Here is a 22045-nt window from a genome sequence, read left to right as displayed (position 1 = left end):
CGGGGGAAAACAAGGGAACCAAGGAATTAAGATAAGGATTGCCGGAAAATGGCTATAAAAAAACCGCCCCAGCGAGGAGCGGTAATGAAAGATGAACGATTATGAACGTAAGTCGATCACCATACGGCCGCGGATCTGGCCCTGTTCCATCTCTTTAAAGATAGCGTTGATGTCCTCCAGCGGGCGCATCGTGACTTTCGGCACGACCTTACCTTCAGCGGCGAACTGGAAGGCTTCCTGCAGATCCTGACGGGTGCCGACCAGCGAACCCACTACCTGAATGCCGTCCAGCACCAGACGCGGAATGTCGAGGCTCATCGCTTCCGGCGGCAGGCCAACCGCGACCACGCGGCCACCGGCACGCACGGCGTCAACGGCTGAGTTGAATGCGGCTTTTGCGACGGCAGTCACGACTGCGGCATGCGCGCCGCCGGTTTTCTCCTGCACAATTTTTGCGGCGTCTTCGCTGCGGGAGTTGATGGTTAAATCCGCACCCATGCTGGCCGCCAGCTTCAGCTGTTCGTCGTTAACGTCAAGGGCGATGACTTTGGCGTTAAAGACGTTTTTGGCGTACTGCAGCGCGAGGTTACCCAGCCCGCCCAGACCATAGATTGCAATCCACTGGCCCGGTTTGATGCCAGAGACCTTCACCGCTTTGTAGGTGGTCACGCCGGCGCAGGTGATGCTGCTGGCCGCCGCGGATTCCAGACCGTCCGGCACTTTTACGGCGTAGTCCGCGGTGACGATGCACTCTTCCGCCATGCCGCCGTCAACGGAGTAACCGGCGTTTTTCACATCGCGGCACAGGGTTTCGTTGCCGGTATTACAGTATTCGCAGTGGCCACAGCCTTCGAAAAACCAGGCCACGCTTGCGCGATCGCCGACTTTCAGCGACTTCACGCCTGGGCCGACTTCTTTTACGATACCAATCCCTTCGTGGCCCAGGATAACCCCTGTTTTATCGCCGAAATCACCGTTCTTCACGTGGAGATCGGTATGGCATACGCCACAGCACTCCATCTTCAGCAGGGCTTCCCCGTGCTTAAGCGGGCGTAACGTTTTTTCGGTGACGTTGACCTGATGATCCTGAGTGACAACAGCAGCCTTCATGTGTATCTCCTTGTTCATGATGAGTATCTGCATAGCAGGTGTAATACTCCTCAAGGATTAGTGCTTTGGGGCTGTAATGCAAGGCAATGGCAACATAATGTCATCATTTAATCCGATTTCAGAATAAGAATACGGCGTTCCTCTAATAATTTAGGGGGAAAATACTGGCCCGACGAGAGAGACTCGCCGGGCGCAGACTTACAGCTGTGCCTCTATCTCCTCTATCTCTTTACGCCATTGCGCCTGCAGCTGCGGCTTTTGATGCTTCGGCTTACGCGCCAGATCGTCTTCCAGCAGCGTTTCCAGCGCGACCAGCCGTTCGAGCAGATCGTCATACGGCGAGGGTTGAACCGTCGCAGCGTCGATGACGGGCGCGGCGGTGGTCACCAGCCCCGCGCTTTCACGCAGGCGCTCAAACACCGCTTCTGCATCGTGCCACTCGCTCAGCTTTCCCTCTTCAATCAGCCAGAAACGGTTGCAGCTTTGGCTAATTAACTGGCGGTCATGACTGACCAGCAGCACGCCGCCTTCGAACTGCTGGAGGGTTTGCGCCAGCGCCTCTTTGCCTTCCATGTCGAGGTGGTTGGTCGGCTCATCCAGCATCAGCAGGCTATAGCGGGCAAGCGTCAGGCCAACGAACAGCAGGCGCGAGCGTTCGCCGCCGCTGAGCGTGCTGACCGTTTGCCCGTGACGCGCCCACGGGAAACCCGCGCTTATCAGCGCCATTTTGCGGTTCTGCGGATCCGGTGCGAAAGGCTCCAGTGCGTCGAGCAGCGTGGCGTTGTCCGCAAGCTGGTGAAGCGTCTGGTCGTAATAGCCTGGCGACACGCGCGGATGGATTTTCAACCCGCTGTCTGCGGGCTCATCGGCAAACTGTTGCCAGATAAGCCTCATCAGAGACGATTTGCCGCAGCCGTTACGACCGACAATCGCCACGCGATCGCCGCTTTTTAGCCGCGCCGTTTCGATGTTAAACAGCGGCGGTAGGCCGGGCGCAGGCGGGACGCTGAGGTTTTCCATCTCCAGCAGACGGTCTGCCCGCAGCGCGTCGCCGCGCAGGGTTAACGTCCACTGGCTGCCTGCCGTGAGCGCCGTCTGGCTATCCTTCAGCCGTTCGACCTGTTTTTCCATCTGTTTGGCTTTGCGGGCCAGGTCTTCGTTGTCGTAAACCTTGCCCCAGGTCGCCAGCCGCTTCGCGCTGGCGGTCACGCGGTCGATCTCCTTTTGCTCCGCCTTGTGGCGCTGCGCATCGCTTTCATCCTTTGCTTCAAGCGCCTTGCGGGCGGCCGTGCAGGGAAGGGCGAAGTAGTGCAGCGTTTTATCGCGCAGGATCCAGCTGCCGTTGGTGACGGCATCCAGCAGCTGTCGGTCATGGGAGACCAGCACGAAGCTGCCTGACCAGTTCTGCAGAAAGTGTTCCAGCCAGAGCATGGTCGGCAAATCAAGGTGGTTGCTGGGTTCATCGAGCAGGAGCAGATCCGGGTCGTGAATCAGCGCCCGCGCCAGCAGCAGGCGCGTGTGCTGTCCGCCGCTCAGCGTGGCGGATTGCAGCGCCATATCCTGCGGCGTGAAGCCCATGCTCGCCAGCAGCGTTTCGGCTTTCCAGCGCAGGCTATCGCGCTCGGCTAAAGGCAGCTGTGCGAGTACGGCATCCAGCATGGTCAGCGGGAAAATGACGTCCGGGAGATGTTGCTCCACGCGCGCCATCAGGCAGTGTCCGGCCAGCGCGACGGTTCCGGCGGCGGGGGAGTCAGTGCCGTCCAGCACCTTCAGCAGCGTGCTTTTGCCGCAGCCGTTGTCGCCCAGCAGGCCAATGCGGTCGCCTTTTTTCAGCGTAAAGGAGAGTGAGTCGAAGAGCGTGCCAAACGCCGTATCAACGCGTAAAGATTGTGCAGTGAGTAAAGTGCTCATTGTTGCTTACCCAAGAGTTACAGGCATGTTTATGCCTCGTCAAACATCGCTGACGATAACTCAGTAAGCCCGAGAGAAGGGATTTCAGGGGTTGGTGTCTTCGCTCAAGCAGAAGTTATCGCAGCACGATACCGATAACGCTTGAGCTGGTGCGATCACCAAATGTATGTGAAACATTGAAAATTTCACGATACAGCATAATTGGCCTCCTTATATATTCAGTAGGTTAATGGATGAAGGGAGTGTAGCGGGGGAAAAGGGGTTTGGCTAGGGGGCGAATCTAATTCCCTCTCCCTTTGGGAGAGGGACCGGTCGGAGCGGATTAAATCGAGGTACGGCGATAGCTGCGGTATTCAGGCTTCCAGAAGTTGTCGTCGATGGCCTGCTGCAGCGCGTCGGCAGAGGTTTTCACCGCCACGCCCTGCTGCTGAGCCATTTTACCTACCGCAAACGCGATGGCGCGCGACACCTTGTGAATGTCTTTCAGCTCCGGCAGCACCAGCCCTTCACCGTTGTTGACCAGCGGCGAGTAGCCCGCGAGGGTTTCGCTCGCCGACATCAGCATCTCATCGGTAATGCGGGACGCGCCGGACGCGATCACGCCCAGACCAATGCCCGGGAAGATGTAAGAGTTGTTGCACTGGGCGATCGGATAGGTTTTATCCTTCCACACCACCGGGTCGAACGGGCTGCCGGTCGCGACCAGCGCGTTACCTTCGGTCCAGGCGATGATGTCCTGCGGCGTCGCTTCCACGCGGGAGGTCGGGTTGGAAAGCGGCATCACGATAGGGCGTTCGCAGTGCTTGTGCATCTCGCGAATGATCTCTTCGGTGAAGAGGCCGGTTTGCCCGGAAACGCCGATCAGAATATCCGGCTTCACGTTGCGCACCACGTCCAGCAGGGAAAGGACTTCGTTGTCGGTATCCCAGTTTTTCAGGTTATCGCGCTTCTGCACCAGCTTGGTCTGGAACGGCAGCAGGTTCGGCATACCGTCGGTCAGCAGGCCGAAACGGTCAACCATAAAGACGCGGGAGCGGGCCAGCTCTTCGCTTAAGCCTTCACGCTGCGTCTGGGCAATAATCTGCTCGGCGATACCACAGCCCGCAGAGCCTGCGCCCAGGAAGACGATTTTCTGGTAGCTCAGCTGGCTGCCGGCTGCGCGGCTGGCGGCGATAAGCGTACCTACGGTCACGGCTGCGGTGCCCTGGATATCGTCGTTAAAGGAGCAGATCTCATCGCGATAGCGGTTCAACAGCGGCATCGCGTTTTTCTGCGCAAAGTCTTCAAACTGCAGCAGAACGTCCGGCCAGCGGTGCTTCACCGCCTGGATGAAGTCGTCGACAAACTGATAGTACTCGTCGTCGGTGATGCGCGGATGGCGCCAGCCCATATAGAGCGGATCGTTGAGCAACTGCTGGTTGTTGGTCCCGACGTCCAGCACCACCGGCAGGGTATACGCCGGGCTGATGCCGCCGCAGGCGGTGTAAAGAGAGAGTTTACCGATTGGGATCCCCATCCCGCCAATGCCCTGGTCGCCGAGGCCGAGAATACGTTCGCCGTCGGTCACCACAATCACTTTGATATTGTGGTTCGGCACGTTCTGCAGAATATCGTCCATGTTGTGACGGTTCTGATAGGAGATGAATACCCCGCGTGAACGACGGTAGATCTCTGAGAAACGCTCGCAGGCCGCACCCACCGTCGGGGTGTAGATCACCGGCATCATCTCTTCGAGATGGTTTTGCACCAGGCGGTAGAAGAGGGTTTCATTGGTGTCCTGAATGTTGCGCAGGTAAATGTGCTTGTCGATTTCGGTTTTGAAACCCTGATACTGGATCCACGCGCGCTCCGCCTGTTCTTCAATGGTTTCAACCACTTCGGGCAGTAAACCCAGCAGGTTAAAGCTGCTGCGCTCTTCCATGCTGAAGGCGCTGCCTTTGTTGAGCAGGGGGAATTCGAGTAAAACCGGTCCAGCGTATGGGATGTATAAGGAACGATGTTTTTTCAGTTTGTTGTCCATGTCACTCACTCTTTTTATGAAGATCCGTCCCTGACACTGCTGTTTGTCATCTTTCTGGCCTGTGCGATGGGGTGCGGTCAGGCGGTATTATAAAGGAGCTAAATATTAATTACCGCAACACATAAACAAAAACACCACCGGGATTACCGATGGTGTTCTGGATCTCAGTCTGGAACTTACTTGCCTGCGTGGCGTTTTCTGCCGGTGGCGTGCGTGACCTGCGTTTCGTGGTCGCCTTCAATCACCACCTTACGCTGATTTGAAAGCTTGTAGTTCAGTCCCAGAATATGGCGTGCCTGACGGTTCGATTTCATGTTAACTCCTCAATCCTGTTGATAGTTTTAAGGACCAGTTTGCTTACGCAAACGAAATGTAACCCCTTAGGTTGCAGATCCAGCTTAGCAGGTTTTTACAAGGGTGCGTTTTGCCCGCTGACGACGTAGTTAATAGTCTGCTGGTAGATGTCACTGAGGATGTCATTATCCGTGGATTCCACCCATTTGGTCAGTTCCATCAAAATGTCATCTTCAGTCACAGCACCGTGCTCGGCGTGAAGACCCTGCGCAATCGCGTTAACGAGTTCAGGTTGTGCTGCTGCAGTATTAGCCGGGTAATAAGTAAACATGCTGCCTCCGTGTCGTTGTCTGTTTAATGGTACGGCTCGCAAAAAATTTAATTCATAAACAGAATGGCAAATATTTTCCCGGTTGTGGTTCAGATTCATCTTAGAAATAAAAATAACCTAAGTGCATGCTTTTATGCGCTTTTAAAAAGTGTGGCTATATCGACGGGGAACGGCGGGGATATTTTGGCGGGGCTCCTGCTATCGCGGAAATATAGCAGGAGCCGTTTTTAAATTACCACTTCATTTCGCCAGTGTTCACTTTGGCGCTTAATTCCAGCGAGCTTTCGTCAGCCAGGCCTGGATACTGTTTTTTCAGGGTGCCGATGACGCCTGCGGAATCTTTATGCGCGGCTAAAGCCTTTTCAAAGCGCTGCAGATAGTCGCGGGTAAAATCAATCGCGCCAGTACCCGCTGGTGGGGTGCCCAGATAGTGGCCCGGGATCACACGTTCTGGTTTGTGCGCGGCCATCTTCTCCAGCGTTTCCTGCCACTGCTTGCGGCTTTCCGGCGTCTGGGTGTCTGCCGTCCAGACGTGAATACCCCAGGCTACCCCGGTGCCGCCGAGGATCGTTTTTGCTGACGGGATCCACACATAGGCCGCATAGCTGTCTGGCTGTTCGATGTCGACCTTTTCCCCGTCAACCATGAACGTGGTGGAGGCAAGTACCTGCGGGACGACCAGCTCCGTTGGCGCGCCGTCCTTCATCTGCGGGCCCCAGAAGGCGAGCTTGGCGTCTTTGGTGGCTTTAATATGGTCAACCACATGCTGCGTGGCCACCACTTTGGCATTCGGGAAGGCTTTGACCAGCGGCTGCAGGCCAAAATAGAAATCCGGATCGCCGGAGGTGATCACAATCTTATTCAGGGTTTTACCGCTGCGGCGGATTTTTTCTACCAGCGCTTCGCCATCCTTCACGCTGAACTGCGCGTCAAACAGCACAGCTTCCTTCGGGCCGGAAACCAGCGTAGAGGAGACCGGGAAAATGCCTTTTTCCTGCGGGTTATAGGTATCGATGGTCAACGGCGCGGCAAAAACCGCCGGAGTGAAAAGGGTGGAAAGGAGGGCAAGGTGAGTGAGTTTCATGCTGTTGTCTCTGTTGTTCAGGAATGTGTCTATTGTACGGATATTCGCATTTGCCAGAATTCCTGAAACAAGACATGCTTAGTTTCATAAATCGAGCAAATGGAGCTTATATGGATCGCGTTATCGCCGCTCAGGTCTACAACCGGATATGCGAACTGGGCAGTTTGAGCGCGGCGGCCCGCGCGTTGGGCATTTCCCGACCGATGGTGAGCCGCTACCTTGAACAAATGGAGAAGTGGGCGGGAACGCGGCTGGTAAACCGCTCCACGCGCAAGCTGACGCTGACCGCAGCAGGGGAAAAGGTGCTGCAAAAAACGCGGACGCTCTCGCAGATTTCGCAGGAAATCGAGGGCCAGTCGGAGAAAGATCTGCCGTCCGGCACGCTGCGGGTGGCCTGCGCTCATTTTACCGCCATGCACCTGATTGCACCGGTCCTGCCCGGCCTGCTCTCGCGTTACCCGCAGCTGCGCATCGAGCTGGACGTGAATAACCACCCGGTCAGCCTGGTGGGAGAGCGCATTGACGTCGCCGTGCGCATTACCGACAACCCCGAACCCGGCATGATTGCCCGCCGGCTGGGGGAATGTCGCTCGGTGCTCTGCGCCTCGCCGGCGTATCTGGCACAGCACGGTACCCCCGTCAGCCCCGAAGAATTAGCGCAGCACAACTGCCTGCACTACAGCTTTTTCGCCGGGCAGTCCTGGCACTTTCTGACGCCGGAAGGGGAAAGCCTGAGCGTGGCCGTCAGCGGCAACCTGAGCGCCAGCATCTCTTCGCTGCTGATGGACGCGGCGATTAAGCACTGCGGTATCGCCATGCTGCCGGAGCGCGAAGCGTCTGCCGCTCTGGAACAGGGATTACTGGTGCCGGTGCTGGAGGCGCTTGAGCCGAAACCGCTTGCCATCCATGGCATTTATCAGTCCCGGGAATACCAGCCTGCCGCGCTGCGCGTGTTTCTTGACGAACTGTCGCGCTACCTGGCATAAGAAGGGATTACTTCGCCTTTAGCCAGGGTGACGCCGTGCTCCAGAAAATAATATCGGCACCGAGATAACTTTCACCAAAGCGGACAAATTCCGCTTTGGTGAACGGTTTTCCGGTCTGAGGATCCTTATAGGTCAGGGTCGGTTCCTGAACCGCCATGGCGATGAGCGGCAGCGTCTGTTTATTTTTATGGAAGAAGGGATAGGCATTCTTCATGTGCGCCTTGCGGTTGGGAACAATGTCCGGCCCGCCCAGACCGACGTTGTTGGCGCTGGCATACGCAAACAGACGCCCCATGTAGTTGTGGTCATTATCCCATTCGCACGGCCAGAAGTTCACGTACTGCACAACGTGTGATTTCTGAAAAGCCTTTCGCGCAAAGGTCAGGTTTTCCATTTCACCCGCAAAATAGCTGTCGCAGGTAAATCCGGCGGGCGGATTTTTTTCGTCGATATCAATGGCGGTTTCGGGCAGGTTTACCCCGTACACCTCGCCATCAAAGCGTTTCGCGAGGGCGGCCAGCAGCGCCTGATAGCGCTCGCGCACGGCGGGATCCCACTGACGCGCCACCCATCCTGAACCGACGGGCTTGCCTTCGCCGGGGTTATCGAACTGCAGCGCAATCCCGCCACCGTATCGCTTATCGTGCATCAGATAGTCCGGCACGTAGCGGGCGTCCGGCTCAAAGAAACGATCCTGGATTTGAATAAAGAGCTTTTTTCGGGCGGCCTTAACGCGCGCCAGATCCTGTTCAATCCGCGAGAAGTCATAGCTGTCCTTCTCGGGTTCCAGCAGGCGCCAGTTGTAAACGATCTGCACGCCGCCGATATCGCTTCGCGCAACAAGCGGAAACGCCGCGTCGAGATCGCCCGAGCTGGTATAGATAAAGCTTTCCGGCGTTTTTGCCAGTGAAGTCAGCGACAGAGCCAGCGTGGTTACGGCAACGGCCATCCTGATTTTTAGCGCCATATCATTATCCTTTTTGTTGGTACAGCAGGTGAAAGTCCTGGAATTGTCTGTGTTCCAGGGTGGGGCAGATGCGTAGTCTATACTTAACCCTTTGTAAGCCAAAAGGAGAGCAAGAATGACTATTCATAAGCACGGTTCGGCACACTGGTCTGGCGACATTAAGCGCGGAAAAGGAACGGTTTCCACCGAGAGCGGCGTTCTCAATCAACAGCCTTATGGTTTCAATACCCGCTTTGAGGGTGAAAAGGGGACCAACCCCGAAGAGCTGATTGGCGCGGCACATGCGGCCTGCTTCTCAATGGCGCTGTCGCTGATGCTCGGGGAAGCGGGCTATACTGCCGATTCCATTGATACCACCGCGGATGTCTCTCTGGATAAAACCGACGGCGGCTTTGCCATCACTAAGGTTGCCCTGAAAAGTAAGGTGACCGTTCCAGGCATTGCCCCGCAGCAGTTCGACGGCATTATTCAGAAAGCAAAAGCGGGCTGCCCGGTTTCGCAGCTCCTGAAGGCCGAGATTACTCTGGACTATAAGCTCAACTAAGCCGCAGCCGGGTTCGCGCCCGGCTATCCCTTCAGCGCGGCGGGGAACACCTCCGCCAGCCAGGCAATAAATACCTTAAGACGGTGCGTTAAATGTCGGTTCTGCGGGTAAACCACATGGAACGGATACGCGGCAGGACGCCAGTCGCCCAGAATCGCCGTCAGCGCCCCCGCATGCAAATACGCCTTTGCCGAATACTCAAACGTTTGAACGATCCCCAGCCCCGCCGCGGCAGCCGCCAGATGGGCATTACTTTCATTGACGCCGAGATAGTGCGGAATGTTGATCTCCAGCGCCTCGCCGTTCAGCCGGAAGCGAAACGGAAACGGCCGTCCGGTGACGGGCGAGAGATAGCTAATCAGCTTGTGGCCGTTGCACAGCTCCTGCGGATAGGCCGGGACGCCGTGATTTTTCAGGTAACCCGGCGTCGCGCAGGTGACCATCTCGGCGTTACCGAGATGACGGGCGATGAGGGTCGAGTCGTCCAGCGGACCGCCGCGGATCACGCAGTCTACGTTACCGCTGATGAGATCGACCGGCCGGTCGGCCACGCCAAGGTCGATGCGGATATCCGGGTAGCGCAGCATGAATTCCGGAAGCAGGGGGATGAGCACGTCCCGGGCGGTGGAGCCGCCCACGTCAACCCGCAAATGCCCTTTTGGCGTCGCGCGGGAAACGCGAAACGAGGTGTCGATATCTTCGATATCAATCAGCACCCTGAGCGCTTTTTCATAGTATTCCATCCCTTCAGGCGTCGCGACCACCCGGCGAGTGGTGCGGTGCAGAAGGCGTATCTCCAGGTGCGCCTCAAGCGATTTGACCAGCTTGCTCAGCGTGGCGATTGGCATATTCAGCGAGTCCGCCGCGCGGGTAAAACTGCCTGACTCCACGACCCGCGTAAAGGCGCGCATCGCCATGAGCTGGTCCATGATGACCTCTGATTATTTCTGTGTATGAATAGTCATTTTCATTTTTGCCTGTTTTTCACTAATGCCGCAAGGGCTAAAGTTTGTTCAACGCGAGCGAAAGCGCGCACCGCAAACCCAACAAAAGGTAAATGACATGAACATGACTCTCTCAGGAAAAATCGCACTGGTCACCGGCGGCAGCACCGGTATTGGTCTTGCCACGGCGCAGGAGCTGGCGGCGCAGGGCGCGAAGGTGTACATCACCGGTCGTCGTCAGGCCGAACTAGACGCCGCGGTAGCAGAGATTGCTTCTGACGCAGTGGGCATTCGCGCGGATGTCTCAAAGCTTGCCGATCTGGATGAGGTTTATGCCCGGATAGCAAAAGATGAAGGCCGTCTTGATATCCTGTTCGCCAATGCCGGTGGCGGCGATATGCTGCCGCTGGGCGCGATCACCGAAGAGCAGTTTGACCGGATTTTCGGCACTAACGTTCGCGGGGTGCTGTTTACGGTGCAGAAGGCGCTGCCGCTGCTCTCCGCCGGATCGTCGATTATTCTTACCGGCTCGACGGTGTCCATTAAAGGGACGGCCAACTTCAGCGTCTACAGCGCCAGCAAGGCCGCAGTGCGCAACTTTGCCCGCTCCTGGGCGCTGGATTTGCAGGGCCGCGGGATCCGCGTCAACGTGGTGAGCCCGGGCCCGATCAAAACGCCTGGGCTTGGCGATCTGGTGCCGGAAGAACACCGTCAGGGGCTGTACGACGCGCTGGCGGCGCAGGTACCGCTGGGGCGTTTAGGCGCGCCGGGCGAGGTGGGTAAAGCGGTGGCGTTTCTGGCCTCCGACGCGGCCAGCTTTATTAACGCCATCGAGCTGTTTGTGGACGGCGGGATGGCCCAAATCTAATCCAGACTGCGCCAGCAGCGGACGTTACGGCCCTCGCGTGAGGGCTGTAACGGCTGGGGACGCTCACACCCCTGCGTTGCCATCGGACAACGGTCGCGGAAAAAACAGCCTTCGGGCAGATGACGGTTGCCGGGAAGCTCCGTTTTGCGTAACGCCAGATTTTCATCCAGCGGTTCACCGGTGCGGGGAACCGAGTCGAGCAGCAGACGGGTATAGGGATGGCGCGGCTCGCCAAGCACCTGCGCGGCGCTGCCCAGCTCCACAATCTGCCCGAGGTACATCACCGCCACCCGGTCGCTCATGTGTCTGACCACCGATACGTTATGCGAAATTAACACATAGGTCAGATTACGCTGCTGTTGCAGCGTCACCAGCAGGTTGAGGATTTGCGCCTGCACGGAGATATCCAGCGCGCTGGTAGGTTCATCAAGTACGATAATATCGGGGTCGGACGAGAGCGCACGGGCAATGGCGATGCGCTGGCGCTGCCCGCCGGAGAAGGCGTGCGGAAGCCTGTCGAGGTATTCCGGGCGGATGCCCACCTGCAGCGCAAGATCCTCCGCCAGCTGACGGCGTTCGCGCTCGCTGCTGCGTTTTTGCACCCACACCGGCTCGGTGATGATTCGCCAGACCGGCAATCGCGGGTCGAGCGACGAGAGCGGATCCTGAAACACCATCTGCATGCCGCCCGCGTGGTGCGCCCGCTGGCACGCGCCGATGCTGGGCTTAAGCATGCCCATCAGCAGCTGGGCCAGCGTGCTTTTCCCGCAGCCGGATTCCCCGACAATACCCAGCGTTTCCCCCCGACGGATCTGCAGATCGAGCCCGTTTAGGGCATGGACCTGTTCCGTTACGCGCCCCAGCCAGTTTTTGCGCGCCGCAAAGTTCACGTGCACGCTATCCAGTTCCAGCAGTACATCAGACATGGTGTTTCTCCCGTTGTGGATACCAGCAGGCAGCCTGTTGGCCTTCTGCGCCATTGGGCTGTAAGCGCGGCGTTTCGCTGCATTTCGCCCCGGCGGCAAAGCAGCGCTCGCGGAAGGCGCAACCCTGCGGAAGCTGGCTGAGGTTGGGGACCGTGCCGGGGATGGCAGGAAGCAGGTCGCGCGGCTGGCCGTTTTCCGGGGCGCACTGCAGCAGGCCGATGGAATAGGGGTGTACAGGGCGGTCGATCAGCGTTTGCGTGGCGCCGCTCTCAATCACGCTGCCCGCATACATTACGTACATTCTGTCGCAGAGCTGCGACACCACGGCCATATCATGGCTGATAAACAGCACCGAGGTCCCGCTGGCCCGCGCCTTATGCTTCAGCAGGCGCAGCACCTGCAGCTGGACGGTAACGTCCAGCGCGGTGGTCGGTTCGTCGGCGACGATCAGCTCCGGCTCACAGGAGAAGGCAAGGGCGATCATCACCCGCTGGCGCATGCCGCCGGAGAGTTCAAACGGATAACGCTCCATGACCTGCTTCGCGTCCGGGATTTGCATCTCTTCCAGCAGGGTAATCGCCTTCTGCTGCGCCTCGCGCCGCGAAAGCGGCTGATGCTGGCGGATCACCTCCACCATCTGTTTGCCAATCCGCCGCGTCGGGTTGAGGGCGGTCATGGGCTCCTGAAAAATCATCGCCACTCGGGCACCGCGCCACTGGCGAAGCTGCTTCTCGGACGCCGTCAGGACGTTTTCACCGAGTAACTTCACCTGTCCGTGATGAATGCGGTAACTCCCTTCCGGCAGCAGCCGCATGGCGAGCATGGCGGTCACGGATTTACCCGATCCCGACTCGCCCACCACGCCGACGATTTCGCCCCTGCCGATCTCCAGCGAGACGTGGTTCAGCGCGTGGACCTCACCGCGAAAAATCGGGAAGCTCAGATGCAGGTCTTCAATACGTAATACCGGTTCGGTCATTACTGTTTTCCTCCCGACTTCGGATCCAGCAGGTCGCGGATACCGTCGCCAAACAGGTTAAAGCCCACGGCGGTAATCAAAATCGCCGCACCGGGAAAGGCGCAGTACCACCACTGGTCCAGGACGTAGTTACGGCCAACGGCCACCATCGCGCCCCATTCGGCGGTGGGCTGCTGCGCGCCCAGGCCAATAAACCCCAGCGTGGCGGCCATCAGAATAGCGCTGCCGATATCCAGCGAAGCCTGCACAATCAGCGGCGGCAGGGCGTTGCGCAGGATATGCCAGCGGATCAAATGCCAGCGGGACGCGCCAAAGGTGCGGGCGGCCTGAACGTAGGTAAACTGGCGCACCACCAGGGTTTGCCCGCGCGCCAGGCGGACGTAAAACGGGATGCGGACAATCGCAATCGCCAGCATGGCATTGAAGAGGCTAGGCCCGAGCGCGGCGGCCAGCGCCATGGTCAGCACCAGGGAGGGAATGGAGAGCATAATGTCCATCACCCGCATGATGATAGCGTCGCCGCGCCCGCCCAGTACGCCGGAAAAACAGCCCAGCAGCGAGCCGATGCCGCCCGCAATCGCCACCACAGCCAGCCCGGCGGTAATCGACTGCTGGCTGCCCGTCAGCACGCGGCTGAACAGGTCGCGTCCTACCTCATCGGTACCAAACCAGTGTTGCGCAGAAGGCGCCTGCAGGCGTGCGGTCAGATCCAGCGCGTTCGGGTCATGCGGCACGATCCACGGTGAGGCCACCATCAGAAAGAGCATCGCAATCATAATGACGCCGCCAACGATCGTGAGCGGGCTTTGACGCAGCATCCAGAACAGCTTTGCCCAGTTGATGCGTTGTCCGGCGGTTTTAACCGGGACGGGCGTTTCCTGCGTTAACATCATTCGGCACCTCCGCGCCCGATTCGCGGGTCAATCCACAGGTAAAGCAGATCGACCACCAGATTAACCAGCACGTAGGCCAGCGAAACGACGACGGCAAAGCCCATCACGGCAGGGAAATCGAGCGCCTGAATGGACGTCACCACCCAGGCGCCCATGCCCGGCCAGGCAAAGACGGTTTCGGTTAGCACGGCGCCGTAAAGCAGATCGCCCAGCGCCAGCCCGAGCACGGTGATGGACGGGATCATCGCATTGGGCAGGGCGTAGCGCAGGACGATGTACCAGCCGGGCAGGCCGCTGGCGCGCGCGGTGCGGATGTAGTCTTCGCTAAGCTGCTCCAGCATCGCCGAGCGGACCTGGCGCGCCACAATCCCCAGGTGAACAAACGCCAGCGTCAGCGAGGGTAAAATCAGGTGCTGAAGCGCGTTGAAGAACACCTCACCGTTGCCCTCCAGCAGCGCGTCCAGCAGATAAAACCCGGTGACGTGCGTCGGCGGATCGAGCCAGTCATCCAGCCTGCCGCCGCCCGGCAGGATCTGCAGGTGCCCGTAGAACAGCACGATAACGCCCAGCCCGAGCCAGAAGGCCGGCGTGGAGATCCCGGTCATCGCCATTAAACGCACCAGGTGATCCAGCCAGCGGTTGCGGTACACCGCCGACAAAATCCCCAGCGGCACGCCGATGACCAGCGCCAGCAGCAGAGAACAAAAGGCCAGCTCCAGCGTGGCGGGGAAAAAGGCCTTCAGATCTTCGGCGACCGGACGTCCGGTACGGATGGAAGTGCCTAAATCACCGTGCGCCAGAGCGTCCACGTAGCGGCCAAACTGTATATATAGCGGCCGATCCAGCCCTAGCTGCTGGCGGATGTTCTGCACGATTTCGTCGCTGGCGCGATCGCCGGCCAGCAGACGGGCCGGATCGCCGGGGATCAGGTGTGAAATAATAAAGGTGATAATACAGACACCGGCCACCACCAGGATTAACCCCCAGCAGCGCTGGCGCACTATGCTCCAGAACGTCATACGCTTTCCCCCGGCGACAACCGTTATTTGCTCATGGTGGCGATGTTGAACACCTGCTCGAGCATCGGATTAAAGGTGAAGCCTTTGACCTCTTTGTTCATCGCCAGCTGGTAGTTTTTCTGGAACAGATAAACGTAGGCCGCCTCGTCGATAACCACCTTCTGCGCCTGCTGGTAATCTTTGGTGCGTTCCGCCTGGTCGGTGGTTTTCAGCGCGGCCTGCAGCAGCGAATCGACCTCTTTGTTCTCATAGAACGAACGGTTGCCCGGCAGCCCTTTTTTGTCCGATTCGAACCAGTAGTTCATGAACATGTACGGGTCGGCAAAGTCCGGGCTCCAGTTGCCGATGGCAATGTCGTAATCGCCTTTTCCGACGCGGTCGCGCATGGTCGCATTCGCCAGTTTTTCCAGCTTGACGCTAATGCCGATCTTGCCAAGGCTGGCCTGAGTGGAGAGGGCGATAGGCTCCCAGTTCGGGTCGTTATCCGAGTAGAGGAAGGTCAGGCTGGCGGGTTTGTCTTTGACCTTCTCCAGCGCCGCTTTGGCTTTGGCCTCATCGAAGCTGTACTGCATTGCCGTGGCGTCAAAGCCCCACATGCCTTCCGGGATCGGGCCGCGCATCTGCTTGCCGTTGCCGCTCAGAATGCCTTTCACCATCCCCTGGTAATCCGTCGCCCAGGAGATGGCCCGACGTAAATCCAGCTGATTGAGCGGCGCTTTGCTGTTGTTGAGATAGAGGTAAGTCACGCGCAGGGACGGGTATTCCGCGACGGCGACTTTGCCTTCCTGCTTCAGGGCCGCAAGCTGATCGACCGGCAGGGCGTCGGCAATGTCCAGATCGCCGCGGGAAAGCTGCAGTCGGCGCGAGGCGCTCTCACCGATAATTTTCACCGAGACGCGCTTAAAGTGCGGCTTTTCACCCTGCCAGTGAGGGTTAGGGACCAGAATCAGCTGCTGGCCTTTCTGCCAGCTTTTCAGCATAAACGGCCCGGAACCGGCGGTGTTTTGCGCCAGAAAACCGCGCGCATCGTCCGCCGCATTGGCCTTCAGCACCGCCGGGTTAATAATGGACGCCCCGTCGTTTGCCAGCGTGTAGAGGAAAGGCGCGAAGGGCTGGCTGAGGGTGAACTTCACCGTATGGTCATCGACGGCATCAATTTTCAGGTCTTTCGGGAAAGCTTCAGACGGCCCCTGGCCGAGCTTCAGCAGGCGCTCAAAGGAGAGCTTTACCGCCTCGGCGGTGACCGGCGTGCCGTCGGAGAATGTCGCGTTATCCGCCAGGGTAAAAGTCCACTCCTTCTGGTCCTCAGAAGCCTTCCAGCCCGTCGACAGATCGCCTTCCACCTCGGTAGAGCCTGGCTTGTACTTGACCAGACGCTGGTAGGACGGATAGGTGACGGTCCAGTCGTTGTTATCAATGGTGATGGCAGGATCGAGCGTTTGCGGGTCGGCGGCTTTACCGATCGCCAGCATGTCTTTCGGGACGGCAGCCAGCGCCAGCGGTGCGCTCAGCGCCAGCGTGGCGGCGATCAGCGTCGAGAGAAGCGATGTTTTCATGGCAGTGCTCCAGGTTTAAAGAGAAGTGTGCGTCAGGGGAAAACAGGCAAAACGGTCGTCAAGCAGCGGGTAGCTGGCGGCGTTCGGCAGTTCGAAGTGCCACCATTCGCTGCTGATACCCACAAAACCACCGCCGAACATGATGGCGTTCAGCAGCAGACGGTTGCGCTGGGCGTGCGGCGGCACGGAGGGGTGATACGGATGCGAGCGGTCGTGCATTTCGTCAAAACCGGCACCCATATCCAGCACGGCGTTATGTTCATCCATCAGAGTGACGTCGATGGCCGTACCCCGGCTGTGATTGGAGCCAATCGCCACGTCGACCACGTATTCCGGGTTCGGGCAGGCATCCCACAGCTGGGCCTGCGCCTGCTGCGGCCGATAGGCGTCGTAGACCACCAGCTTTAGCCCGGCCAGCGAGGCAATGCTGATGGCTTTTGCCAGCGCGGTGGCCGCGTCGGTATGCAGCAGGCACAGCGCCTCCTGATAGATCGGGCGGCCGATGATGTTGTCGGCGGTGGCGTACTTCAGATCGATATGCAGCGTGGGAAACGTCTTCACCACATCAATCAGTTCACTCTCTTCGGGCATAGCTCCGCTCCTTTAGCGTTCGAATTGACCAAACTCTTGTTGTAATTGTCGGTTGACCGCCAGACGTGCCGGGAGCGCATCACCCAGCGCTTCCACCACGCCCGACAGCAGCAGGTTGAACAGACAGCTCACGGGGGCGAGCGAATCCCAGAAGTGACCGGTATCGGTTTTCACCTGCAGTAAATCCATCGGATAATCCCGCGCCCACGGGCACCAGATGTCGGTGATCAAGGCGAGCGGAATGCCTTTCTCGCTGGCGACGCGGCAGTACTGACGGGCCATCGCGGAGTAGGTGCGCGTATCGGTCAGCACGACGTACGGGTGCGAAAACCCCGAGTTCAGGGATTCTACCCAGCTGCCGGAAGCGCCCTCCGAATAGCTCACGCGCGGGCGGAGGTACTCGAGGTGGCTGAAGAAGGCGTTGGCAATCCCGCGCGTGGACTGGATCCCCAGCACAAACACCGCGTCGGCGTGGGCGAGGTTGTGCACCACCTGACGGAAGGCGTCCGTTTGCGCCAGCTGGTACACCTGCGTGATGGCATCCACTTCCAGCGACAGGGCATGCTGAAGGCGGCTGGAAAGGGGGCGCTGCTGCTGCCAGGAGTCCAGCCGCTCGTTCATGCCCCAGGGCTGATACGGATCGCGCAGGCTCTTTTTGGCATCTTCCAGGTTGCGATACCCCAGCTTGCGCAGAAAGCGTCCGACGGTAATTCCGCTGGTCCCGCTCGCCTGACCGATGCTCTCTGCCGTTTCAAACGGGATTTGCGCGGCGTGCGCCAGCAGCCAGCTTCCGACCCGCTTTTCGCTGGGCGTGAGCTGGCTGAACGTCGCTTCGATACGGCTCAACATCTCAGGTTTCGTCGTCATACCGCCTCGCTGTTAACAGGCTGTCAATGGCCGAATTTTTGTTACCTGGTTAACAATGCATGACGCGTGCCATGTTCACAGGGCGGGTGAAACCCGCTGTGTAGTAAACTTCATGCAATATTTGTTTAACCAATGATCAACATTTGTGCAGCGTAGTTCACTTTTGGTGCACTGTCTGACGCGGCAGGTATGAATTTGGTGAATCCGTCAGTCCGTTCACATTTTTGATAAGATAGATGTATCGTGAATATAAAAAGGATCCCGGCATGGCAAATCTGCCCTGGCGAGTCAGCGTGCGCCTGATGGCGCTTGCAAAGAAAATAGGGATTGTCGTCGGGATCGTACTGGTTGTCCTGCTGGCGGTTCGGGTCTATCTCTCCCAGCAGGGACCGGAACTGCACCTCTGGCATACCTGGCGGGCCGATGAGATGTCCGTGCGCGAGATGGATAACGCCGATTTTGCCCGGTATATCGCCCGGGAAAACGCCATTTTCGCCGATCTTGATCGCGCGGTGACGGCGAAAACAGAGGGCGAGGAACGTACGCCGTTAAACCGCTATTATCGCCAGAGCCTTGTGTGGCCGGGACAGTTTACGCCCGATGCCAACCGCTCGTTTGTATTGATGCCTGCCGGAAAGCCGCGCGGCGCGGTGGTGCTGCTGCACGGTCTGACGGACTCGCCTTACAGCGTCCGGCGCCTTGCGGTGAACTATCAACAGCACGGCTTTGTGGCCGTGGTCCCGCGTCTGCCCGGGCACGGTACCGCGCCCGGCGCGCTGACGGACGTTGACTGGGAGATGTGGCTCGCGGCGACGCGTCTTGCGGTGCGGGAAGCCACGCGTCTGGCGGGTGAGGCTGCGCCTTTGCATCTGGTGGGCTACTCCAACGGCGGGGCGCTGGCGATGAAATATAACCTCGATGCGCTGGACGCGCCTTCGCTGCGTAAACCGCAGCAGGTGATACTGCTCTCACCGATGATTGGCGTGACGGCCTTTGCGCGGTTTGCCGGTTTCGCCGGGTTACCGGCGCTGCTGCCGGCGTTTGCCAAAGCGGCGTGGCTGAATATCTCTCCGGAATATAATCCGTACAAATATAACTCGTTCCCGGTGAACGCCGCCCGCCAGTCATGGCTGCTGACGAAGGCCCTGCAGGAGCAAATCGGCCGCGAGGCGCGGGAGAACAGGCTGGCGAATTTGCCGCCGGTGCTGGCGTTCCAGTCGGTGATGGATTCCACGGTCAGCACCCGCGCGGTGGTGACCGGCCTGTTTGACCAGCTTCCGGCAAACGGCAGCGAGCTGGTGGTGTTTGACATCAATCAGGCGGCGAGCTTCCGCCCGCTGTTCAAACCGTCGTCGTGGACGGCCACCTCGGCGCTGCTGCCGGTTGCGCAGAGGCGTTACGGTGTCACGATTATTACCAATGCGGACGCACACAGTTTCTCGACGGTGGCGAAAATCACTCCGGCTGGCAGCACCCGGGAGACGGTCGTGCCGCTTGCGCAGGCCTGGCCGCAGGATGTCTATTCCCTGTCGCACGTTGCGGTGCCGTTCCCGCCGGATGACGATCTCTATGGCCGTGAGCCTGGGGTGAAAAACCGCTACGGCATCAGCCTGGGGACAATCGCGCTTTGGGGCGAAACCTCCGTGTTGAGCGTCGGAAAAGAGGCGCTGATGCGGGTCACCTCGAACCCGTTTTACGGCTATATGCAGGAGAGGATTAACAGCCGGATCGGGGACGGGGAAAAGTAACGTTCCCCTGTGGCGTGAATATGTTAGGTCGCATTGATTAAGTATGTTAAATAATAGCTTCAAGGCACCTCTCTTTCTCATCGGAACCCATTTTTGTGCTGACTACTCTGATTTACCGAAGCCAGTTGAATTTATCCTGTCAGTCCTCCGCGCTTAGGGAGCTAGTGGAGCGCGCCCGGATCCGCAATGCCAGTCTGAATATCACCGGGGTTCTGCTTGCAAAAGGCAGTGACGTGCTGCAAATCCTCGAAGGGTCGGAAGAGAGCGTGCTTAAGCTGTTCCATAAAATCCGTGACGACAAGCGGCACAGTGGAGTGGTAGAGCTGATGCGGGACTATGGCCCGCGCAGACGCTTCGAAAACGTCGGTATGCTGCTGTTCGATCTGCAAACGCAGTCGCCGAAAGAGGTGCTGCAGTCGGTTCTGAATTACAGCAAGCTGGAAAGCTATCTCACATCCGATGACCGGGTGTTTAAATTTATCCAGACGTTTATCACGGGCAAACGTCCGGCCCTGTCGGGTGCACGCTACGTACCTGAAAAATGGACTCTGTCACCCGAGGCGTTGCCCTTTGGCGAACGTCTGGGGCTGATGGCCAACCAAACCTGTCAGTTTGCGCTCCAGCCCATCGTTGAGCCCTCGGAAGGGAAGATAAGCTCGCTTGAAGCCCTTATTCGCGGCAACGACGGCGGCAGCCCGGAGCATTTCTTCAGCACCCTCGACCCGGACAAAATCTACGAAGTCGATCTCCAGACGAAAGCGTATGCCTTTGCGCTGGCGGAAAAGCTGGGCATTGGCAGCCATAAAATTGCGGTAAACCTGCTGCCGATGTCGCTGGTGAATGTCCCCGGCGCAGTGGAGTTTTTGGTCGATCAGATTAAAAAACATGGCCTTCAGCCGGAGCAGGTGGTCATTGAAGTGACGGAAAACGAGATGATCTCCGGTTTCAACCAGTTCAATAGCGCCATCAAGCAGCTTCGCGGTGAGGGCATTGGCCTGGCAATCGATGATTTTGGTTCCGGGTATGCCGGTCTTTCGCTGCTGACCCGCTTCCAGCCGGATAAAATTAAAATTGACCGGGAGATAGTCAGCGATATCCACCTCAGCGGCCCGAAGCAGGCGATTGTGCGCTCCATCGTCAGCTGTTGCTCCGATCTCGAAATTACCCTGGTGGCCGAAGGGATCGAGAAGATAGAGGAGTGGTGCTGGCTCGAGTCTGCCGGGATCCGCCGTTTCCAGGGCTTTCTGTTTGCCCGCCCGCAGCTTAATGGCGTCGGTAATATTCACTGGCCGCATCTGGTGCGTTAGCCAATTTTCCTCCCGCGTTATTTCCCCTTCGTCCTGCCTGTGCTTAAATAGCTAAAACGGTTTAATATTGTTTAGCTACGAGGAACACATGAAAAAAATCTGGGTACTTGGCGATGCGGTAGTGGATTTGCTGCCCGATGGAGAAGGCAGATTGCTGCAGTGTCCCGGCGGTGCACCGGCAAACGTTGCGGTCGGTATTGCCCGGCTGGGCGGCCAGAGCGCCTTTATCGGCAGGGTTGGCGACGATCCATTCGGGCGCTTTATGGCGAAAACTCTCGCTGACGAAAAGGTCGACGTGAAGTCTATGCGCCTTGACCCGGCGCACCGAACCTCAACGGTAGTGGTCGATCTGGATGACCACGGCGAACGCTCGTTTACCTTTATGGTGCGCCCGAGCGCCGATCTGTTTCTGGAAACCGCCGATCTGCCGACGTTCAGCGCCGGAGAGTGGCTGCACGTCTGTTCCATCGCGTTAAGCGCAGAGCCGAGCCGTTCCGCGACGTTTGAGGCGATGGCCGCCGTTCGCGGGGCGGGCGGCTACGTCAGCTTCGACCCCAATATTCGCCCGGACCTCTGGCCGGATGAGAACGCGCTGCGCCGCTGCCTGGAGCAGGCCCTGCAGAGCGCCGACGTGGTGAAACTCTCTGTGGAAGAGCTGGCTTTTTTAACCGGAAATGTAGAGGTTAACGTCGGTCTGAACGCGCTGATGGCGCGCTGCCCGGCGCGTCTGGTGCTTGTCACCCAGGGAAAAGAGGGGGTGATCGCCTGGCATGACGGCGCCGCGAAGCACTATCCGGCAACCCCCGTTGAGTGCGTCGATACCACCGGCGCGGGCGACGCCTTTGTCGCCGGACTGCTATACGGGCTGGCCGCCGGGCAGGACCTGACGCCGGTCATCGCCTTAGCCCAGCGCTGCGGCGCATTAGCCACCACGGCCAAAGGGGCGATGACCGCCTTGCCGTGGCAGCACGAACTGTAATTCCTTCCTTCACTGGCCGCCATCCGGCGGCCTGAATTGTCGCCTCGATCACACTTACTAAAACGGTTTAGCAAAAAAGATTGCCGATCCAAAATTCAGAGGTTTAGTATCAGCAACCTAA

Annotated in this window: 21 protein-coding genes; 6 read left to right on the top strand and 15 right to left on the bottom strand. The window is 58.6% G+C overall.

Features of this window, described 5'->3' with window-relative positions:
* Nucleotides 1–99 precede the first annotated feature (99 nt).
* The 6 genes from adhP to BJ885_RS07850 all read right to left on the bottom strand — a co-directional run bounded on the left by adhP (nucleotide 100) and on the right by BJ885_RS07850 (nucleotide 6750).
* Nucleotides 100–1110, bottom strand: coding sequence for an alcohol dehydrogenase AdhP (gene adhP, locus BJ885_RS07875; RefSeq protein ID WP_121931609.1), 1011 nt, complete (start codon nucleotides 1108–1110; stop codon nucleotides 100–102).
* A gap of 198 nt (nucleotides 1111–1308) precedes the next feature.
* On the bottom strand, nucleotides 1309–3021 hold the full coding sequence (locus BJ885_RS07870; protein WP_121931608.1) for an ABC-F family ATP-binding cassette domain-containing protein: 1713 nt from the start codon (nucleotides 3019–3021) through the stop codon (nucleotides 1309–1311).
* A 322-nt stretch (nucleotides 3022–3343) separates the two neighbouring features.
* Nucleotides 3344–5041, bottom strand: a complete 1698-nt coding sequence (locus tag BJ885_RS07865) for an NAD-dependent malic enzyme (RefSeq protein WP_029740894.1) — start codon at nucleotides 5039–5041, stop codon at nucleotides 3344–3346.
* Between the two features lie 176 nt (nucleotides 5042–5217).
* Complete coding sequence (gene sra, locus BJ885_RS07860; protein WP_008501714.1) at nucleotides 5218–5355, bottom strand: stationary-phase-induced ribosome-associated protein; 138 nt, start codon at nucleotides 5353–5355, stop codon at nucleotides 5218–5220.
* A 95-nt stretch (nucleotides 5356–5450) separates the two neighbouring features.
* Nucleotides 5451–5666 (bottom strand): biofilm-dependent modulation protein, encoded by a 216-nt coding sequence (gene bdm / locus BJ885_RS07855; protein ID WP_013096534.1) that lies wholly within the window; start codon nucleotides 5664–5666, stop codon nucleotides 5451–5453.
* Between the two features lie 232 nt (nucleotides 5667–5898).
* On the bottom strand, nucleotides 5899–6750 hold the full coding sequence (locus BJ885_RS07850; protein ID WP_059346800.1) for a Vmh family MBL fold metallo-hydrolase: 852 nt from the start codon (nucleotides 6748–6750) through the stop codon (nucleotides 5899–5901).
* Between the two features lie 110 nt (nucleotides 6751–6860).
* Here BJ885_RS07850 and BJ885_RS07845 point away from each other — a divergent pair, with 110 nt between their 5' ends.
* Entirely contained in the window at nucleotides 6861–7736 is an 876-nt protein-coding gene (locus BJ885_RS07845; RefSeq protein ID WP_029740896.1) for a LysR family transcriptional regulator, read from the top strand.
* Nucleotides 7737–7743: 7 nt separating this feature from the next.
* Here the strand turns inward: BJ885_RS07845 and BJ885_RS07840 are convergent, their stop codons facing one another.
* Nucleotides 7744–8703: a hypothetical protein gene (locus BJ885_RS07840; RefSeq protein WP_121931607.1), complete on the bottom strand. Its 960-nt coding sequence runs from the start codon at nucleotides 8701–8703 to the stop codon at nucleotides 7744–7746.
* 115 nt (nucleotides 8704–8818) lie between these two features.
* Here BJ885_RS07840 and BJ885_RS07835 point away from each other — a divergent pair, with 115 nt between their 5' ends.
* Complete coding sequence (locus tag BJ885_RS07835) at nucleotides 8819–9247, top strand: OsmC family protein (protein WP_023311893.1); 429 nt, start codon at nucleotides 8819–8821, stop codon at nucleotides 9245–9247.
* Nucleotides 9248–9270: 23 nt separating this feature from the next.
* On the opposite strand, the gene BJ885_RS07830 is transcribed toward BJ885_RS07835, so the two are convergent.
* The gene (locus tag BJ885_RS07830; RefSeq protein WP_059346798.1) at nucleotides 9271–10176 is read right to left on the bottom strand and encodes a LysR family transcriptional regulator; all 906 of its coding nucleotides are present in this window, start codon (nucleotides 10174–10176) and stop codon (nucleotides 9271–9273) included.
* 133 nt (nucleotides 10177–10309) lie between these two features.
* Between BJ885_RS07830 and BJ885_RS07825 the strand changes: the two genes are divergently transcribed.
* Nucleotides 10310–11059 carry an SDR family NAD(P)-dependent oxidoreductase gene (locus tag BJ885_RS07825; RefSeq protein WP_121931606.1) on the top strand — a complete coding sequence of 250 codons (750 nt, stop codon included), beginning with the start codon at nucleotides 10310–10312 and terminating at the stop codon, nucleotides 11057–11059.
* Here BJ885_RS07825 and BJ885_RS07820 read toward each other — a convergent pair.
* The 7 genes from BJ885_RS07820 to BJ885_RS07790 are packed head-to-tail and all read right to left on the bottom strand — an operon-like array spanning nucleotide 11056 to nucleotide 17890.
* On the bottom strand, nucleotides 11056–11985 hold the full coding sequence (locus BJ885_RS07820) for an ABC transporter ATP-binding protein (RefSeq protein WP_059346797.1): 930 nt from the start codon (nucleotides 11983–11985) through the stop codon (nucleotides 11056–11058). The genes BJ885_RS07825 and BJ885_RS07820 overlap by 4 nt on opposite strands.
* The gene (locus BJ885_RS07815; RefSeq protein ID WP_121931605.1) at nucleotides 11978–12964 is read right to left on the bottom strand and encodes an ABC transporter ATP-binding protein; all 987 of its coding nucleotides are present in this window, start codon (nucleotides 12962–12964) and stop codon (nucleotides 11978–11980) included. The genes BJ885_RS07820 and BJ885_RS07815 overlap by 8 nt, the downstream gene beginning before the upstream one ends.
* The gene (gene ddpC / locus BJ885_RS07810) at nucleotides 12964–13857 is read right to left on the bottom strand and encodes a D,D-dipeptide ABC transporter permease (RefSeq protein WP_047060927.1); all 894 of its coding nucleotides are present in this window, start codon (nucleotides 13855–13857) and stop codon (nucleotides 12964–12966) included. Before ddpC ends, BJ885_RS07815 begins: the two co-directional genes overlap by 1 nt.
* Nucleotides 13854–14876 (bottom strand): ABC transporter permease, encoded by a 1023-nt coding sequence (locus BJ885_RS07805; RefSeq protein ID WP_032656950.1) that lies wholly within the window; start codon nucleotides 14874–14876, stop codon nucleotides 13854–13856. The genes ddpC and BJ885_RS07805 overlap by 4 nt, the downstream gene beginning before the upstream one ends.
* A 23-nt stretch (nucleotides 14877–14899) precedes the next feature.
* Nucleotides 14900–16432: an ABC transporter substrate-binding protein gene (locus BJ885_RS07800; protein WP_121931604.1), complete on the bottom strand. Its 1533-nt coding sequence runs from the start codon at nucleotides 16430–16432 to the stop codon at nucleotides 14900–14902.
* Nucleotides 16433–16447: 15 nt separating this feature from the next.
* Nucleotides 16448–17023, bottom strand: a complete 576-nt coding sequence (gene ddpX, locus BJ885_RS07795; RefSeq protein WP_121931603.1) for a D-alanyl-D-alanine dipeptidase — start codon at nucleotides 17021–17023, stop codon at nucleotides 16448–16450.
* A 12-nt stretch (nucleotides 17024–17035) separates the two neighbouring features.
* Entirely contained in the window at nucleotides 17036–17890 is an 855-nt protein-coding gene (locus tag BJ885_RS07790) for a MurR/RpiR family transcriptional regulator (RefSeq protein WP_029740906.1), read from the bottom strand.
* 266 nt (nucleotides 17891–18156) lie between these two features.
* Between BJ885_RS07790 and BJ885_RS07785 the strand changes: the two genes are divergently transcribed.
* The 3 genes from BJ885_RS07785 (at nucleotide 18157) to BJ885_RS07775 (ending at nucleotide 21924) form a co-directional block, all read left to right on the top strand.
* A complete protein-coding gene (locus BJ885_RS07785; protein ID WP_121931602.1) occupies nucleotides 18157–19638 on the top strand; it encodes a carboxylesterase in 1482 nt (493 codons plus the stop codon).
* A gap of 95 nt (nucleotides 19639–19733) precedes the next feature.
* Complete coding sequence (locus BJ885_RS07780; RefSeq protein ID WP_121931601.1) at nucleotides 19734–20945, top strand: diguanylate phosphodiesterase; 1212 nt, start codon at nucleotides 19734–19736, stop codon at nucleotides 20943–20945.
* An 88-nt stretch (nucleotides 20946–21033) separates the two neighbouring features.
* Complete coding sequence (locus BJ885_RS07775) at nucleotides 21034–21924, top strand: aminoimidazole riboside kinase (protein ID WP_121931600.1); 891 nt, start codon at nucleotides 21034–21036, stop codon at nucleotides 21922–21924.
* Nucleotides 21925–22045 lie beyond the last annotated feature (121 nt).

It is taken from the genome of Enterobacter sp. WP_7_1, from assembly GCF_003688535.1.
GTDB classification, from domain to species: Bacteria; Pseudomonadota; Gammaproteobacteria; order Enterobacterales; family Enterobacteriaceae; genus Enterobacter; species Enterobacter asburiae.
Note: the sequence above shows the minus strand (reverse complement) of the source record. Positions and strands in the feature narration are given on the sequence as shown.